We start from the raw sequence: 16,505 nt of genomic DNA, 5'->3' as shown, positions 1-16,505 counted from the left end.
AATCACAGCGCCTCACGGCGCACGAAACCAGCACTGAACGCCTTCGCGATCACCTTCGCCGACCGCATGCCGGCCAGCGAGAACAACTAACCGAAGATGCCACTTACACCGTTAATCTGACGGACCCGTTGAGCTCAAGGTCTGTTCTGAGACAGAAGCTTCCAGCGCTCAAGGAGTTGGATGGCGGCCCGTCGTCGCTACGTTGTTGGTACTTTGGCGGCGATCTGATGGGCGATGCTAACGGCGAGGTTGTCCACCGGAGGGTTGCTTTTGCATACGCTGACGTCGACGGCGACGTTGTTGGCCACCGTCAATGCATGCTCGCAGGGAACATTATTTTTGCCAACGTCGAGCGCGGCAATGAGCATGCCGTTTGTGTTGGTTACTGACCTCACAGCAAATTCCGTCGGCTTGTTGTACTGGGTGACGGTGAACTGCTGGTTGGAGCAGGCCTGCCACTTCTGAGCGGAGGAAGCGAAGAACGCCTGCGCATCATGCGCGGAAGGAAACAACACCAAAAACTGTAGAGTCTGGACGCTCCCATCTTTGTCGTGCAGCTGAACTCCACGAACGGCGGTCCACCCAGTACCGGCATAGGTATGGGTGTCCCGGAAGGTGAGTACGCCTGAGCAAGCCGGGTCCGAGAAGGTGGCGGTGATCAGCTCGTTAAGGGGGGATGCGTCCGTCAGTGGTGTCGGACTCGTTGCAGCAGCAGCGGCTTGCTCGGGGCTCAGCAGTAGCCCTTGCAGGACGTCGGCCCCTACCGGCGGCGGCGGGGGCGGTGTCGTAGAGGTTGGCGGCGGCGGGGGCGCGGGCTGCGCGGTTGGGTTTTGGGGTGCGGGTCGGGGTGGTTGTCGCAGTTGAAAGCCGATAAAGCCAGCGGCTAGGACTACGACTGTCACGACAATGGCGGCGATCAGGCCCAGGCGGTGTTGGCGTGACCACCGCAGCCGCGAGGTCGTCGGGCGCGGCTGGTCAGCGAGCTGAGTTTGTGAGGCAGGGGGCCCGCCCAGTTGGGTGGCGGCGAGGGTCGGCTCGGCGGTGACATGATTGCCTGCTGGCTCAACCGCTGCGAGGAACGCCGGACTCGGTGTCGGCCGGGCAATGGGGTCGGTGATGGCGTCGCGGGCGGCGTTGGCCAACTCGACGGTGGTGGCATACCGTTGGTCGGGGTGTTTGGCCATGCCGGTGGCGATGACCTCATCGACCTGCGGGGGCAAATTCGGTTGGTTGGTCGAGGGTCGAGGCGGCGGGGTGTTCACGTGTGCGTACATCAGGCGCGCCATCGTGTCACCGGGAAAAGGGGCATCTCCGGTCAGGCATTCATACAGCACGCAGGCCAACGAGTAGATGTCGGCGCGGGCATCCTCTTCGATTTCGCTGTCGAGCCGCTCGGGTGCGATGTAGTGGAAGGTGCCAATGGTGTTGCCGGACTTCGTCATGCGTGTTTCGTCAATGACGCGGGCGATCCCGAAATCAATCAGGTAAGCGAAGTCGTTGCCATCGAGCAGGATGTTGGAGGGCTTGACGTCGCGGTGCAACAGACCGACCTTGTGGGCGGCATGCAAGGCCATCGCAACCTGTTCGATGATGCGCACCGCACGGGCGGGATCCAGCGGCCCCTCAGCGAGCACGGCCTGTAGGTCGCGGCCTTCGATCAGCCGCATATCGACGTATAGGCGGCCGTCGATTTCGCCGTAATTATGGATAGGAATGACGTGCGGGTCGCTCAACCGGGCCGCCGCATGGGCTTCCCGACGGAATCGCCGCTGAAACTCTTCGTTCTCAGACAAATACGCGGGCAGGACTTTGATGGCCACGATCCGGTCGGTGTCGGTATCGTGGGCTCGCCAGACCTCACCCATGCCGCCACGGCCCAATAATTCGATGAGGCGGTAGCGCCCAAATGGCGTGCCGTCCATATCAGCCTCCCGGCGTCCAGGGTCCAGCACACGATAAGACCCGCGATGGCTTCACACCCGGGAAAACCAACAGCCGGACACCATGGAGTGCGGCCACTGTCCTTTCCTCTCTCTGCTGAAGATGTCGGGCTCCTGTCCGGGTCTGAGATGCCGTGTTAGCGCGGATTGGTCGTTGTTATCGGTCAAGGGAAAGGTTGAGCCGGACGTCTTGGAAGATTCTTGGCAGGTCCCCGACCCTGCGCCGGCTCGGCGCACGCGTCTTCAAGATTCCGTAGAGATCGGCCGCCAGACAGACGACTGCGCCGGTGGCGGTCGCCTTCGCGGTCCGCCACCGGCGCCAGCCGGTGATGTTTAGTGCCAGTGGACGTTGGCCGAACCGGGGTGGGTGCCCTGCCAGTGCAGCGTGGCGTGACCATTGTTGGGGCCGCCGATGACGCCGCCCTGGTAGGTCTCGGCCGACGCGGTCGCAGCGGTGGCCAGCGCGCCCAGCCCGATGGCAGCAGCAGCAACGGAAGCGGCGGCGAACTTGGTGAAACGGTTGGTGATCATTTTCGATTTCCTTTGTGTAGGTGTTCCGGGGCTTTCCCGTTGACAACAGAATCTGATCACCACCTAAAAAGATTCTTGCAACATTCTGGGTGACTTCTGCATGCGCATCAGACCACCGTTGCAGCCGCAAATCGCCAGATCAGCGGCCCACCAGCCCCGCACCCGCACCGGCGGCGAACTCACCGACGCGTCATCAACGGGCCGTACCGGGCCCGCATCGTCAGCGCGCGAGTGTGACCAGGCCAAGCTCGGCGTCGGAGGCCAGCATCGGGTGATGCGGCAGCACCCGCACGGTGTAGCCGACTGCGCCGGCAACCGGCAGCGGCGTTGTCGTGGAGAAGATCTCGCCGCCGCCGCCCGCTGAGCCGGTATGGGTCATCTCGACGGTGACGGGATCGACCAGCGCGTCGTCGGTGTCAACCCTGCCGACCACCGCCTCGACGGTCACCTCGTCGGGCCGCAGCCCGGCAAGCTCTACGGTCGCGGTCAGGGTGAGCTTCGACCCGAGCACCGGAGTGTCGGGAAGCCCGGTGCTGTCGACGTCGGTGATGTGGATCTGCGGCCACGCCTCGTAGGCCTGCCGGCGGTAGGCGGCCAGCTCGCGGGCCGGGTCGAACGCCGCCTGCCCGTCGCCGTCAAACGTCACGGTCCTGCGCAGCGACTCGGCCGCCGGCAGGTAATAGCGCTCGACATAGTCGCGCACCATCCGGGAGGCCAGGACTTTCGGGCCGAGCGTCTGCAGGGTGTGGCGGACCATTTCGATCCACCGGCCTGGTACTCCGTGCTCGTCGCGCTCGTAGAAGGTCGGCGCCACGGACCGCTGCAACAGGTCGTAGAGGCCCGCGGCCTCCAAGTCGTCGCGCCGACCCTCGTCGGTCACCCCGGAGGCCGACGGTATTGCCCAACCGTTCTCGCCGTCGTACCACTCGTCCCACCACCCGTCGAGGATGGACAGGTTCAGCCCGCCGTTGAGCGCGCTCTTCATCCCCGACGTTCCGCACGCCTCCAGCGGGCGCAGCGGGTTGTTCAACCAGACGTCGCAGCCCCAATACAACAGCCGGGCCATCGACATGTCGTAGTCGGGTAAGAACGCGATGCGGTGGCGCACCTCGGGCCGGTCGGCGAACTGCACGACTTGCTGGATCAGCGCCTTGCCTCCGTCGTCGGCGGGGTGCGACTTGCCGGCGACGATCAGCTGGATCGGCCGGTGTTCGTCGAGCAGCAGCTGTTCCAGCCGGTCAGGGTCGCGCAGCATCAACGTCAGCCGCTTGTAGGTCGGCACCCGACGGGCGAACCCGATGGTCAGCACCTCTGGATCGAACGCCGTTGCGATCCAACCCAATTCGGCATCGGGCGCACCGCGTTCGAGCCACGAGCGACGCAGCCGGGCCCGCACATCCTCGACCAGCAGCGCCCGCAGTTGCGAGCGGATCCACCACAGATGACCGGGGTCGACCTGCTGCAGTCGCAGCCACACGCCGGGGTCACTGAACGAGGAGTCCGACCCCGCCAGTTCGCGACCCAGCTCCAACCATTGCGACGCCGCCCAGGTGCGGGCATGCACACCGTTGGTGATCGAGCCGATCGGCACCTCGTCGGGGTCGAATCCCGGCCACAACTCGTTGAACATGGCTCGACTGACCCGACCGTGCAGCAGCGAAACACCATTGGCGCGCTGCGCCAGCCGCAGGCCCATATGGGCCATGTTGAACTTCTCCGGATCGTCCTCGGCGCCCAGCGCGAGGATCCGCTCGGTCGCCACCCCGGGCAGTAACGCGAATCGGCCATCGTCGAGGGTGTCGTCGAAGTACTGCTGCACCATCTCCATCGGAAAACGGTCGATGCCGGCGGGCACCGGGGTGTGCGTGGTGAACACCGTGCTGGAGCGAACCACCGTCAGCGCGGTATCGAAATCCAGACCAGCATCGACCAATTCGCGGATTCGCTCGGTGCCGAGGAATCCGGCGTGGCCTTCGTTCATGTGGTACACCTCGGGCGCGGGCAGCCCCTCGATGGCGGTGAAGGCCCGGATGGCGCGTATCCCGCCGATGCCGGCCAGGATCTCCTGCTGCATGCGATGTTCTTGATCGCCGCCGTAGAGGCGATCGGTGACCCCACGCAGCTCGTGCTCGTTCTCCGGAACGTCGGAATCCAGCAGCAGCAGCGGAACCCGACCGACCTGCGCCACCCAGATCCGTGCACGCAACCGGCCGGACTCCGGCAACGCCAGCTCGATCAGCGCCGGCTCGCCGCCACCATCGGTGAGCAACCGCAACGGCAGCCCCTGCGGGTCCAGCGCCGGATAGGTTTCGTGCTGCCAACCGTCAGCAGTCAGCGACTGACGGAAGTAGCCGGAGCGGTAGTACAGGCCCACCGCGATCAGCGGTAATCCAAGATCCGATGCGGACTTCAGATGATCGCCGGCCAAAATTCCCAAGCCGCCCGAGTAGTTCGGCAACACCTCGGCGACGCCGAACTCCATCGAGAAGTAGGCGATGCCGTTGGGCATGGCGATGCCGTTGCTTTGTTGCTGCTGGTACCACAGCGGGCGATTCAGATAATCGTTCAGATCGGCCGCCAGGGCGTCGAGCCGGTCCAGGAAGCCGCGGTCGAGCGCCAGCTCGTCCAGCCGCACCGGGCTCACCGCGCCCAGCAGCGCGACCGGATCCTGTCCGCACTGCGTCCACAGCGCCGAATCGATCGCCTCGAAGAGCTCCTGCGTCGGCGTGTCCCACGACCACCGCAGGTTGATCGACAGCTGTTCGAGCGCCCCCAGGCGTTCCGGAAGGTGAGCACGGACCGTGAACCTACGGAGGGCTTTCACGTGTCCTTACCTTACTGACAGCCGACCGGGGTTCGCCTCCCGAACGGCGAGCGCATCCTGCCCCCTGGTGTGGTCCGACACTACGGTGGGTATTGGGCGCAAAGAGCCTTACGCCTGAGCAGCAACTCAAGAATCGGAAACGGAGTGACGGTGCCCGGTCGGGTCGAGATCGATGACGTCGCGCCCGTCGTATCGGGCGGCGCCTATCCGGCAAAGGCTGTGGTCGGTGAGGTAGTTCCGGTCCGCGCGACGGTGTGGCGTGAGGGTCACGACGCGGTTGCCGCGACGCTGGTGGTGCGCTATCTCGGCCCGCGCTATCCGCAAGTGGGCGAAACCCGGCGGCTCAAGGCGGTGCAGGCCCCGACACTGATCGAGGCCGTCGCCGAGCGGCTCCCCCGGATCAAGCCGCTGCGGCTCCCGATGAGCATGGGCGAGGAACCCTACGTCTTCCACGGTCAGTTCACCCCGGACAGCGTCGGGTTGTGGACGTTTCGGGTGGACGGCTGGGGTGACCCGATCCACACCTGGCGCCACGCCATCGAGGCCAAGCTGGAGGCCGGCCAGGGCGAGTCCGAACTGTCCAACGACCTGTTGGTCGGAGCACAGCTACTCGAACGCGCCGCGACCGGTGTGCCCCGTAGTTCGCGCGAACCGTTGCGTGCTGCGGCCGCAGCCCTGCAAGCGCCGGGCGATCCGGTTTCCCGAGCAGCGCTGGCGCTGGCCCCGGAGGTCGACGAACTCCTGACGCAGTACCCGTTGCGTGAGCTGGTCAGCCGTGGCGAGCAATACGGGGTGTGGGTGGATCGGCCGCTGGCCCGCTTCGGCTCGTGGTACGAGATGTTCCCCCGCTCGACCGGCGGTTGGGACGCCAAGGGCAACCCGGTGCACGGGACGTTCAGGACCGCGGCGGCGGCGTTGCCGCGGATAGCGGAAATGGGCTTCGATGTGGTGTACCTGCCGCCGATCCACCCGATCGGCAAAGTTCACCGCAAGGGCCGCAACAACACCGCGACCGCGGTCCCCGGTGACGTCGGGTCGCCGTGGGCGATCGGAAGCGACGAGGGCGGCCACGACGCGGTGCATCCGCAACTGGGCACGATCGATGACTTCGACAAATTCGTCGAAGCGGTGCATGACCTGGGTATGGAGGTGGCTTTGGATCTGGCGTTGCAATGCGCGCCCGATCACCCGTGGGCCAAGGAACACCGCCAGTGGTTCACCGAATTGCCCGACGGCACCATCGCCTACGCGGAGAACCCGCCGAAGAAGTACCAGGACATCTACCCGATCAACTTCGACAACGACCCCGCCGGACTGTACGACGAGGTGCTGCGGGTGGTGCTGCGCTGGATGGACCACGGGGTCAAGGTTTTCCGGGTCGACAATCCGCACACCAAGCCGCCCGACTTCTGGACCTGGCTCATCGGCCAAGTGAAGGCCATCGATCCGGACGTGCTGTTTTTATCCGAGGCGTTCACACCGCCGGCCCGTCAGTTCGGGCTCGCCAAGCTGGGCTTCACCCAGTCCTACACCTACTTCACCTGGCGCGCGTCGAAGTGGGAGCTCACCCAATTCGGCGAGGAGATCCCCTATCTCGCCGACTTCCGTCGTCCGAATTTGTTTGTCAACACGCCAGATATCCTGCACGCCGTCCTGCAACATAACGGCCCGGGCATGTTCGCGATTCGTGCGGTGCTGGCGGCAACAATGAGCCCGGCCTGGGGGATGTACTCCGGCTACGAGCTCTTCGAGCACGAGGCCGTGTTGGAAGGCAGCGAGGAGTATCTCGACTCCGAGAAGTACGAGCTGCGACCGCGCGACTTCGCCGGCGCGCTGGCTGCGGGACGATCGCTGGAGCCATTTATCGCACGGCTGAACAAGATTCGTCGACTCCATCCCGCTCTTCAACAGCTGCGCAACATCACGTTCCATGGCGTCGACAACGACGCATTGCTGGCCTACAGCAAATTCGATCCGGTCACCGGCGACTGCGTGCTGGTGGTGGTGACGCTCAACGCGTTCGAACCGGAAGAGGCGACGTTGTGGTTGGACATGGCCGCATTGGGTATGGAGCACTACGAGCGGTTCTGGGTCCGAGACGAGATGACTGGCGAGGAATACCAATGGGGACAAGCCAACTATGTGCGCATCGACCCTGGCCGCTCGCCCGCCCACATCATCAACATGCCGCTCATACCGTCCGAATCCAGAATGACGCTCTTGCGCCGGAGGTGACGCCGCGATGAAGCCCGCCGACCAACTCGCCAGGATCCACCTGGCGCCCGAACCCAGCGACTTGGCCCGCCTAGTGTCCGGTGAGCACCACAATCCGCACGGCATCCTGGGCGCCCACGAGTACGGCGATCACACCGTCATCCGGGCCTACCGCCCGCACGCCGCCGAAGTCGTCGCACTTGTCGGCCAAGAACGGTTTCCGCTGCAGCACATCGACTCCGGATTGTTCGCGGTGGCGCTGCCGTTCACCGACCTGATCGACTACCGCCTCGAGGTGAGTTACGACGGCTCCGGCGGGCACACGGTCGCCGACGCCTACCGCTTCTTGCCGACGTTGGGCGAAGTCGATCTGCATCTGTTCAACGAGGGGCGCCACGAACGACTGTGGGAAGTGCTCGGCGCCCATCCACGCTCGTTCACGACCGCCGACGGTGTGGTCGAAGGTGTGTCGTTCGCCGTCTGGGCGCCCAACGCCAAGGGCGTCGGCTTGATCGCGGAGTTCAACGGCTGGAACGGCAACGATGCCCCGCTGCGGGTATTAGGCTCGTCGGGCGTATGGGAGTTGTTCTGGCCGGACTTCCCACCCGATGGCCTGTACAAGTTCCGGGTGCACGGCGCCGACGGTTCGGTCACCGACCGGGCCGACCCCTTCGCCTTCGCCACCGAGGTGCCGCCGCATACGGCGTCGCGGGTTAACGTCAGCGACTACCGCTGGGCTGATGACGACTGGATGACAGCACGCGCGCAGCGCAATCCGGTGTTCGAGCCGATGAGCACCTACGAAGTGCACCTGGGCTCGTGGCGACCGGGCCTGTCCTATCGCGACCTTGCCCGCGAGCTGACGGATTACGTGGTAGCGCACGGGTTTACCCACGTCGAGATGCTGCCCGTCGCCGAGCATCCGTTCGCCGGATCCTGGGGATATCAGGTCACGTCCTACTACGCGCCGACGTCGCGGTTCGGCACCCCGGACGAATTCCGGGCCCTCGTCGACGCGCTCCACCAGGCCGGAATCGGCATCATCGTGGACTGGGTGCCGGCCCACTTCCCCAAGGACGCGTGGGCGCTGGGCCGTTTCGACGGCACACCGCTCTACGAGCACTCCGACCCTCGACGGGGCGAGCAACTCGACTGGGGCACTTATGTATTCGACTTCGGCCGTGCCGAGGTGCGCAATTTCCTGGTAGCCAATGCGCTCTATTGGCTAGAGGAATTCCACATCGACGGCCTGCGAGTCGACGCCGTCGCTTCGATGCTGTACCTCGACTATTCGCGCCCGGCCGGCGGCTGGACACCGAACGTTTATGGCGGCCGGGAGAATCTGGAAGCCGTGCAGTTCCTGCAGGAGATGAACGCCACAGCGCACAAAGCGGCGCCGGGAATCGTCACCATTGCCGAGGAGTCGACATCGTGGCCAGGCGTATCGCGGCCGACTAGTGTTGGCGGCCTTGGCTTTTCGATGAAGTGGAACATGGGCTGGATGCACGACACGCTCGACTACATCAGCCACGATCCGGTGCACCGTAGTTACCACCACCACGAGATCACCTTCTCGATGCTCTACGCATTCAGCGAGAACTTCGTGCTGCCGATCAGCCACGACGAGGTAGTGCACGGCAAAGGCACGCTGTGGTCGCGGATGCCGGGCAACGACCACGTCAAGGCGTCGGGGTTGCGCAGCCTGCTGGCGTACCAGTGGGCGCACCCGGGTAAGCAGCTGCTGTTTATGGGTCAGGAATTCGGGCAGCGCGCCGAATGGTCAGAGGAACACGGCCTCGACTGGTTCCAACTCGACGAGAACAGCTTCTCTACCGGAATCTCGCGCCTGGTCAACGACCTCAACAAGATCTACCGCGGCCACCCGGCGCTGTGGAGCCAGGACACCAGGCCGGAGGGCTATTCCTGGATCGACGCCAACGACTCCGCCAACAACGTGTTGAGCTTCCTGCGGTACGGCAGCGACGGCTCGGTGATGGCCTGCGTGTTCAATTTCGCCGGTTCGGAGCACAGCGGCTATCGTCTCGGCCTGCCCACCGCCGGGCGGTGGCGTGAGGTGCTCAACACCGACGCGACCGACTACAACGGCACCGGTATCGGCAATCTCGGCGGTGTCGACGCAACCGACGAGCCATGGCACGGCCGCCCGGCATCCGGGGTGTTGGTGCTGCCGCCCACCTCGGCGCTGTGGCTAGAGCCCGAATAGGCGACTAGTACAGGGCGTTGGCGAGGTTGCGCCGCCCGGCGATGACGTCGGGGTCGGCGGGGTCGAAGAGCTCGAACAGCTCGATCAGCCGGGTGCGCACCGAGGTCCGCTCGTCGCCGGACGTCCGCCGCACTAACCCGACCAGCCGGTCGAAGGCGCCCTGCACATCCTGGTTGAGGATCTGCACGTCGGCCGCGGCGAACGCGGCCTCGATGTCGTCAGGAGCGGCATCGGCGACGGCCACTGCGTCAGGCCCCTGCGCGGTAGCCCGCGTCAGGAAGGCGAGCTGGCGTAACGCGCCCTTCGCTTCGGCGTGGTTCGGATCGTCGTCCAGTATCGCCTGATACGAATCAGAAGCGGCGGCGAAGTCACCGTCCTGGAGCTGCTGGCGCGCCTGCGCAAGGGCCGGGTCCACCGCCTCGGGTTCCTCGGAATCCGTTGCGCCGCCGAGCTTCCCCGCGGTTGCCGAGAGCAGCGAGTCCACCCAGCGGCGTAACTGGTCGGGCGGCTGCATGCCCTGAAAGCTCGAAAGTGGCTGCCCCGCAGCCAAAGCCACGACAGTCGGGACCACTTCGGCGCCGAATATCTGGGCCACCTGGGGAGCCACGTCGACGTTGACGCTGGCCAGCGACCACTTGCCGTTGTCGGCGTCGGCCAGCCCGGACAGAATGTCGGCCAACTGGAGGCAGACATCGCTGCGTGGCGACCACAACAGCACGACGACCGGCACCTCGTTGGACCGCAGCAGCACCTCTTCATCGAAGTTGGCTTCGTTGATCTCGGTGCCGATGGGCCTGGACGATCCTGCCGATCCCCCCGCAGCCGCATCGCTGCTGGACGGCGCGCTTTGCTTGAGGCTGGACAAGTCGACCGCGCCGGCCATCGCAGGGCCAATCGGAGGTCGAGGACGGGTCACGTCGTCAAGTTTGGCATGTGGCGTTCCGGCCCGGTCCACCCGGTTGCGGCGTTGAAGCCCGCTGTCGCGGGCCATATGACCAAAATCACATCAACTGTCAACTTTGCCCGGGCTTCCCATGCCAGCAACCATCGCCGTCGCGGCAACCGAACACACTTGCGAGCTCGGCCCAGCTAACGCCACGGGTTTGTGGTGGCCTGCTAACCGGCCCGCAGGATCAGCGCGTCGCCCTGACCACCTGCTCCGCACAGCGCCGCGACCCCGTATCCGGAGCCGCGGCGGGCCAGTTCAAGCGCCGCATGCAGCGCGATCCGAGCACCCGACATGCCGATTGGATGCCCGATGGCGATCGCACCGCCGTTGATGTTGACGATGTCGGGATCAACGCCCAGTTCCCGCGTCGAGGCCAGCGCCACCGCCGAAAACGCCTCGTTGATCTCCACCACATCGAGTTGGTCGACGGAGATACCTTCGCGACCAAGCGCTTTTTTGATCGCGTTGGCAGGCTGTGACTGCAGCGTCGAATCCGGGCCGGCCACCACGCCGTGTGCGCCGATCTCAACCAGCCACGCCAACCCCAGTTCGGTGGCCTTGTCCTTGTTCATCACGACCACCGCGGCCGCGCCGTCGGAAATCTGCGACGCCGATCCGGCGGTAATGGTGCCGTCCGGACGAAACGCCGGCTTCAGACCGCCCAGGGATTCGGCAGTGGTGTTGGCGCGAATGCCCTCATCCTCGTTGAACTGCAAGGGATCGCCTTTGCGTTGCGGGATGTTCACCGGCACGACTTCGTCGGCGAAGATGCCGTCCTTCCATGCCGCGGCGGCCTTCTGGTGCGACCGGGCAGCGAATTCGTCTTGTTCGAGGCGGGTGAACTTGTCGACGTCGTTGCGCTGCTCAGTCAGCGCCCCCATCGGCTGGTCGGTAAACACGTCGTGCAGGCCGTCGTAGGCCATGTGGTCCAAGACCGTCACATCGCCGTACTTGTAGCCGGATCGGCTGTCCATCAGCAGATGCGGCGCCTTGGTCATGGACTCCTGACCGCCGGCCACCACCACGTCGAACTCACCGGCCCGAATGAGCTGGTCAGCCAGGGCGATGGCATCGATACCGGACAGGCACATCTTGTTGATGGTCATCGCCGGCACATCCCAACCGATACCGGCTGCCACGGCCGCCTGCCGGGCGGGCAGCTGACCGGCTCCGGCGGTCAGCACCTGGCCCATGATCACGTACTCGACCGCCGACGCGGGCACATTGGCCTTCTTCAGGGCGCCGGCGATCGCGATGGCGCCCAGATCGCTGGCGGAGAAATCCTTCAGCGAACCCATCAACTTGCCGATCGGGGTTCGTGCTCCAGCAACGATCACCGATGTCGTCATGACTACCTCCAAAGCGGGGCTTAAACTGCCGATCTCAGCGATCGGAGAAGCGGAATCTTTCCCGTCAGGTTACCGTTACGTTATGACCACCGATCAAGTTGCTGCGGGTCGAGTCCTCGCTACCGCGTTGGTGACTGCGGTCGACCATGTCGGCATTGCGGTTCCCGACCTCGATGCTGCGATCACGTGGTACCACGACAACCTGGGCATGATCGTCTTGCACGAGGAAGTCAACGACGATCAGGGGATTCGCGAGGCGATGTTGTCCGTCCGCGGCGCCCCGGTCGGCAGCTCCCAGGTACAGCTGATGGCCCCCATCGACGAGTCGTCGGTGATCGCGAAGTTCCTCGACAAGCGCGGGCCCGGCATCCAGCAACTGGCTTACCGGGTTAGCGACCTCGAGACCCTTACCGACCGGCTGCGCGAGCAGGGCGTCCGCCTGCTCTACGAAGCGCCCCGGCGCGGTACAGCGAACTCTCGGATCAATTTCATTCACCCCAAGGACGCCGGTGGCGTTCTCATCGAGTTGGTCGAACCGGCCGCCGACTCAGACTCTGCGCACTGATTTCTTCAAGACCACTTTCGCGTGGGCGTGCGATTTGCCCGATTAGCCCAGCACGGGGTGTGCCAGTGCCGCCGATCGTCGATCGCAACCTCACCGGATTCTGCTAACCACACCACCACATGGGCTGTGCCCGAGCGGATTTCGTGATCGCAACCGGGGCAGCGATATGTCTTGCTAGCCTGCGCCCCTGCGACGGGCCGCACTTGGTAGTCGTAGCCGTCGGGTCCGGTTTCCACCCGGTCTTGCACCGGCAGCAGGCCGAAAGGCTGCTGCTTACGCGGTGGAGTGCGGCGTCGAGGCATGACTGCAGTCTAATGAGACGGCTCAGAATAGCCGGAACTCGTCCGAATCCATTCCGCGCATCCTATCGTAATCCAATGTCAGACAACGGATTCCGCGATCAATCGCTAATGTTTTCGCTTGCGGCTTAATCTGCTGCGCGGCGAACACCCCGCTCACCGGCGCCAGCAAGCTGTCCCGGTTGAGCAACTCCAGATAACGGGTGAGCTGCTCGACTCCGTCGATCTCCCCGCGACGCTTGATCTCGACCGCGACCGAGCGGCCCTGTTCGTCTCGGCACAGCAGATCGACCGGCCCGATCGCCGTCATGTACTCGCGGCGCACCAAGGTGTATCCGTCGCCGAGCAGCTCGACGTGCTCAGCGAGTAAAGCTTGCAGGTGGGCCTCGACGCCGTCTTTGACCAGCCCGGGGTCGACTCCTAAGTCGTGGCTGGAGTCGTGCTCGACGTCCTCGATCGTGATGCGCAATTGCTCGCCGGCTTTGTTCTGCACCACCCACACCGGCAGCGCGCCGTCCAGCTCTTCGGTGAGCCAACATGGCGGGCTCATCCAGTTCAACGGCTTATAAGCGCGGTCGTCGGCGTGCACGCTCACCGAGCCGTCGGCTTTGACCAGCAATAGTCGACGGGCCGATGGCAGATGAGCGGTGAGTCGGCCGAGATAGTCCACCGTGCACTGGGCGATAACGAGACGCACGCGACTCACCTTAAGCGCGACCCACCAGACGAATTAGGCTGACGCCACGATGATGGCCAAGAGAACAACCGCGCAACGGCTGGGCCGGCTGCTGGAGGCGGTAACCCAGCAGAGCGGTCGGCTGTCGGAGACCCCGGCATACGGCTCTTGGCTGCTCGGACGCGTATCGGAGAGTCAACGCCGCCGACGGATTCGCATCCAGCTCATCATCACGGTCTTCATCCTCGCGACCAACCTGATCGGCATCGGCGTCACGGTCCTGCTGCTGACCATCGCGTTCCCGGCGCCCAGCATCTTCAGCGACGCACCGCTCTGGATCACGTTCGCCGTCGCACCGGCGTACATCGCGATCGCGCTCGCGCTGGGAACCTACCTGATCACCCGTCGGCTGATAACGGCCCTGCGGTGGGCAATCGAGGAACGCAAACCCACCCGCGCCGATGAACGCGCCACCTTCCTGGCCCCCCTTTGGCTGGCACTTAGCGTGCTCGCCCTGTGGGGACTTGGAGCTGCCTTGTTGACGACGCTCTACGGGCTGGCCGATAGCACGTTCATCCCGATCGTGGGTTTCTCGGTGAGCTTTGTTGGCATCCTGGTGGCCACCTTCTCCTACCTGTTCACCGAGTTCGCGCTACGCCCAGTGGCCGCCCAAGCGCTCGAGGCGGGCCGCGTGCCACGGCGGTTGGCGCCAGGCATCATGGGCCGCACCCTGACCGTGTGGCTACTGAGCTCCGGTGTTCCCGTGCTGGGCATCACCCTCACCGCGTTGCTCGGTGGCCTGGTGCTCGGCAATTTGAGCAAAACACAACTGGCGGTTGCGGTGATCGTCATCTCGTCCGCGACGCTGATCTTCGGGTTCACGTTGATGTGGATCCTGTCTTGGCTGACGGCGACGCCGGTGCGGGCGGTGCGCGCGGCGCTCAAGCGGGTCGAACAGGGCGATCTGCGAGGCGATCTGGTGGTCTTCGACGGCACCGAGCTCGGCGAGCTGCAGCGCGGCTTCAACTCGATGGTCGACGGCCTGCGCGAGCGTGAACGAGTGCGCGACCTGTTCGGCCGTCACGTCGGACGCGAAGTCGCCGCCGCGGCCGAAAAGGAAAAACCAAAACTCGGCGGCGAAGAGCGCCATGTCGCAGTCGTTTTCGTCGATATCGTCGGCTCGACGCAATTGGTGACGAGCCGCCCCGCCGCGGAAGTCGTGCAGCTGCTGAACCGCTTCTTCGCGGTGGTCGTCGAAGAGGTAGATCGCCATCGCGGACTGGTCAACAAATTCGAGGGCGACGCCGTGCTCGCGGTCTTCGGCGCACCCAACCGTCTCGACCGACCGGAGGACCAAGCGCTGGCCGCAGCGCGCGCCATCGCTAGTCGACTCGACAGCGAGGTCCCCGAGTGCCCAGCCGGTATCGGGGTCGCGGCCGGAAAGGCGGTCGCCGGAAATGTGGGCGCCAAAGAGCGGTTCGAATACACGGTCATCGGCGAGCCGGTCAACGAAGCCGCCCGACTGTGCGAACTGGCCAAGGATCAACCCAGCCGACTACTGGCGTCCTCGGACACCGTCAACGCCGCGAGCGAAAATGAGCGGGCCCGTTGGTCTTTGGGCGAGACCGTGACGCTGCGCGGCCACGACCAGCCGACGCGACTGGCAGCACCCGTGTAGCCGGTCAACAAGGCAGCGGCGGGGGCCGGTGTTGCGAATCGCAGAGTCCGAGTGCTAGGTAGTAGAAAACATTGCTACGCGGGAGCTGGCCATGAAGCACCTGGTGCTAACACAGTTCGGCACACCCTCGGAGTCAGTGGCGCTGCACGACGACCGCGACCCGACTCCCGGGCCCGACGATGTGCTGGTGCGTATGGAGGCCGCCTCGGTGAACCCGTCGGACCTGTTGCTGCTGCGCGGACGGTATTTCGCCCGGCCCGACCCGCCGGCCCCGGTCGGCGGTGAAGGTGTCGGCATCGTCGTGGACGCCGGTGCGCGGGTCGACCGCGGCCTGCTGGGCAAGCGGGTGATCGTGCTGCCCACCTACACCTACGGCACCTGGGCGGAGAAAGTCGTTGTGCCGCAGGGCAAAGTCGTCGAAGTCGACCCGGACGCCGACCCGCTGCAGCTGGCCATGCTGCCGATCAATCCGGCGACCGCGCACGTGATGCTCAACCGGTTCGTCGACCTGCAGCCCGGCGACTGGGTCGGACAGCCGGGCGCGAACTCGGCCGTCGGACGCCTTGTGATCACACTGGCACAACTGCGCGGACTCAAGACGCTCAACGTCTGCGGCGCGACGAGGCCGCCGACGAGGTGCGCGCCGCCGGTGGCGAGCATGTGCTGGTCAGCGGGCCGGACCTGGCTGCCGACATCGCCCGAGAACTCGACGGCGAACAGCTCGCCCTGGTGCTCGACGGCCTCGGGGCCGACACCGCGACGGCACTGGTCGGCGCGTTGCGCTTCGGCGGCACCATCGTGACCTACGGATCGCTGGGTGGCGGACCGTCGCAGGTGCCCAATGCCGACCTGCTGACGCGCGAGGTGCGGCACACCGGTTTTTGGCTGCTCACCTGGTTGAGCGTCGCGCCGCACTCCGAGATCGTTGACGCCTACCGCTATCTGGGCTCGTTGGTCGCTGATGGCTCGTTATCGGTGCCCGTCGAAGCCACCTACCGCCTTGACGACTACCGCCAGGCGTTAGAGCACGCCGACGCGCCCAAGCGGGGCGGCAAGGTGCTTTTCGCCTTCGATGAACGCCAGTAGGCCGCCGACCCGGTCAGCCACGACGATGTCGGTTTTCCGCCAGTAATGTCAGTGGTCGGGTGTAATTGTTTTAACCGTGCATGAAGACTTCGACCGCTGCTATCGGGCCGTGCAATCCAAGGACGCTCGGTTCGACGGCTGGTTCGTCACCGCGGTGCTGACCACCGGGA

Annotated in this window: 13 protein-coding genes and 1 pseudogene; 7 read left to right on the top strand and 7 right to left on the bottom strand. The window is 65.1% G+C overall.

The window, feature by feature from the left end; translation table 11 throughout:
• Positions 1 to 197 precede the first annotated feature (197 nt).
• The 3 genes from WAN71_RS03500 to WAN71_RS03490 all read right to left on the bottom strand — a co-directional run bounded on the left by WAN71_RS03500 (position 198) and on the right by WAN71_RS03490 (position 5,295).
• On the bottom strand, positions 198 to 1,922 hold the full coding sequence (locus tag WAN71_RS03500) for a serine/threonine-protein kinase PknH/PknJ (RefSeq protein ID WP_422223997.1): 1,725 nt from the start codon (positions 1,920 to 1,922) through the stop codon (positions 198 to 200).
• A 351-nt stretch (positions 1,923 to 2,273) separates the two neighbouring features.
• Complete coding sequence (locus WAN71_RS03495) at positions 2,274 to 2,471, bottom strand: hypothetical protein (RefSeq protein ID WP_422223996.1); 198 nt, start codon at positions 2,469 to 2,471, stop codon at positions 2,274 to 2,276.
• A 220-nt stretch (positions 2,472 to 2,691) separates the two neighbouring features.
• Positions 2,692 to 5,295 (bottom strand): glycosyltransferase family 1 protein, encoded by a 2,604-nt coding sequence (locus WAN71_RS03490; RefSeq protein ID WP_422223995.1) that lies wholly within the window; start codon positions 5,293 to 5,295, stop codon positions 2,692 to 2,694.
• A 150-nt stretch (positions 5,296 to 5,445) separates the two neighbouring features.
• Here WAN71_RS03490 and WAN71_RS03485 point away from each other — a divergent pair, with 150 nt between their 5' ends.
• Both WAN71_RS03485 and glgB read left to right on the top strand, forming a co-directional pair.
• Positions 5,446 to 7,530 carry an alpha-1,4-glucan--maltose-1-phosphate maltosyltransferase gene (locus WAN71_RS03485; RefSeq protein WP_422223994.1) on the top strand — a complete coding sequence of 695 codons (2,085 nt, stop codon included), beginning with the start codon at positions 5,446 to 5,448 and terminating at the stop codon, positions 7,528 to 7,530.
• 7 nt (positions 7,531 to 7,537) lie between these two features.
• A complete protein-coding gene (gene glgB / locus WAN71_RS03480) occupies positions 7,538 to 9,733 on the top strand; it encodes a 1,4-alpha-glucan branching protein GlgB (RefSeq protein WP_422223993.1) in 2,196 nt (731 codons plus the stop codon).
• A gap of 4 nt (positions 9,734 to 9,737) precedes the next feature.
• Here glgB and WAN71_RS03475 read toward each other — a convergent pair whose 3' ends face one another.
• Entirely contained in the window at positions 9,738 to 10,649 is a 912-nt protein-coding gene (locus tag WAN71_RS03475; RefSeq protein WP_422223992.1) for a tetratricopeptide repeat protein, read from the bottom strand.
• A 200-nt stretch (positions 10,650 to 10,849) separates the two neighbouring features.
• On the bottom strand, positions 10,850 to 12,031 hold the full coding sequence (locus WAN71_RS03470; RefSeq protein ID WP_422223991.1) for an acetyl-CoA C-acetyltransferase: 1,182 nt from the start codon (positions 12,029 to 12,031) through the stop codon (positions 10,850 to 10,852).
• A gap of 82 nt (positions 12,032 to 12,113) precedes the next feature.
• On the opposite strand from WAN71_RS03470, the gene mce reads away from it, so the two are divergent.
• On the top strand, positions 12,114 to 12,596 hold the full coding sequence (mce, locus tag WAN71_RS03465; RefSeq protein WP_422223990.1) for a methylmalonyl-CoA epimerase: 483 nt from the start codon (positions 12,114 to 12,116) through the stop codon (positions 12,594 to 12,596).
• 5 nt (positions 12,597 to 12,601) lie between these two features.
• On the opposite strand, the gene WAN71_RS03460 is transcribed toward mce, so the two are convergent.
• Both WAN71_RS03460 and nucS read right to left on the bottom strand, forming a co-directional pair.
• Entirely contained in the window at positions 12,602 to 12,898 is a 297-nt protein-coding gene (locus WAN71_RS03460) for a hypothetical protein (RefSeq protein ID WP_422223989.1), read from the bottom strand.
• Positions 12,899 to 12,920: 22 nt separating this feature from the next.
• Complete coding sequence (gene nucS, locus WAN71_RS03455; protein WP_422223988.1) at positions 12,921 to 13,592, bottom strand: endonuclease NucS; 672 nt, start codon at positions 13,590 to 13,592, stop codon at positions 12,921 to 12,923.
• Positions 13,593 to 13,641: 49 nt separating this feature from the next.
• Between nucS and WAN71_RS03450 the strand changes: the two genes are divergently transcribed.
• From WAN71_RS03450 to WAN71_RS03435, 4 genes and pseudogenes are all read left to right on the top strand, one after another.
• Entirely contained in the window at positions 13,642 to 15,249 is a 1,608-nt protein-coding gene (locus WAN71_RS03450) for an adenylate/guanylate cyclase domain-containing protein (protein ID WP_422223987.1), read from the top strand.
• A gap of 91 nt (positions 15,250 to 15,340) precedes the next feature.
• Positions 15,341 to 15,613 (top strand): annotated as a pseudogene (locus WAN71_RS03445) (alcohol dehydrogenase catalytic domain-containing protein); the annotation flags it as partial.
• A 272-nt stretch (positions 15,614 to 15,885) separates the two neighbouring features.
• Positions 15,886 to 16,335, top strand: a complete 450-nt coding sequence (locus WAN71_RS03440) for a zinc-binding dehydrogenase (RefSeq protein ID WP_422223986.1) — start codon at positions 15,886 to 15,888, stop codon at positions 16,333 to 16,335.
• A 76-nt stretch (positions 16,336 to 16,411) separates the two neighbouring features.
• The coding region (locus WAN71_RS03435) for an Ada metal-binding domain-containing protein (RefSeq protein ID WP_422223998.1) at positions 16,412 to 16,505 on the top strand (94 nt) is incomplete at its 3' end.

Source organism: Mycobacterium sp. (assembly GCF_049280035.1).
Taxonomy (GTDB): domain Bacteria; phylum Actinomycetota; class Actinomycetes; order Mycobacteriales; family Mycobacteriaceae; genus Mycobacterium.
This window is presented reverse-complemented; position numbering and strand designations above follow the sequence as displayed.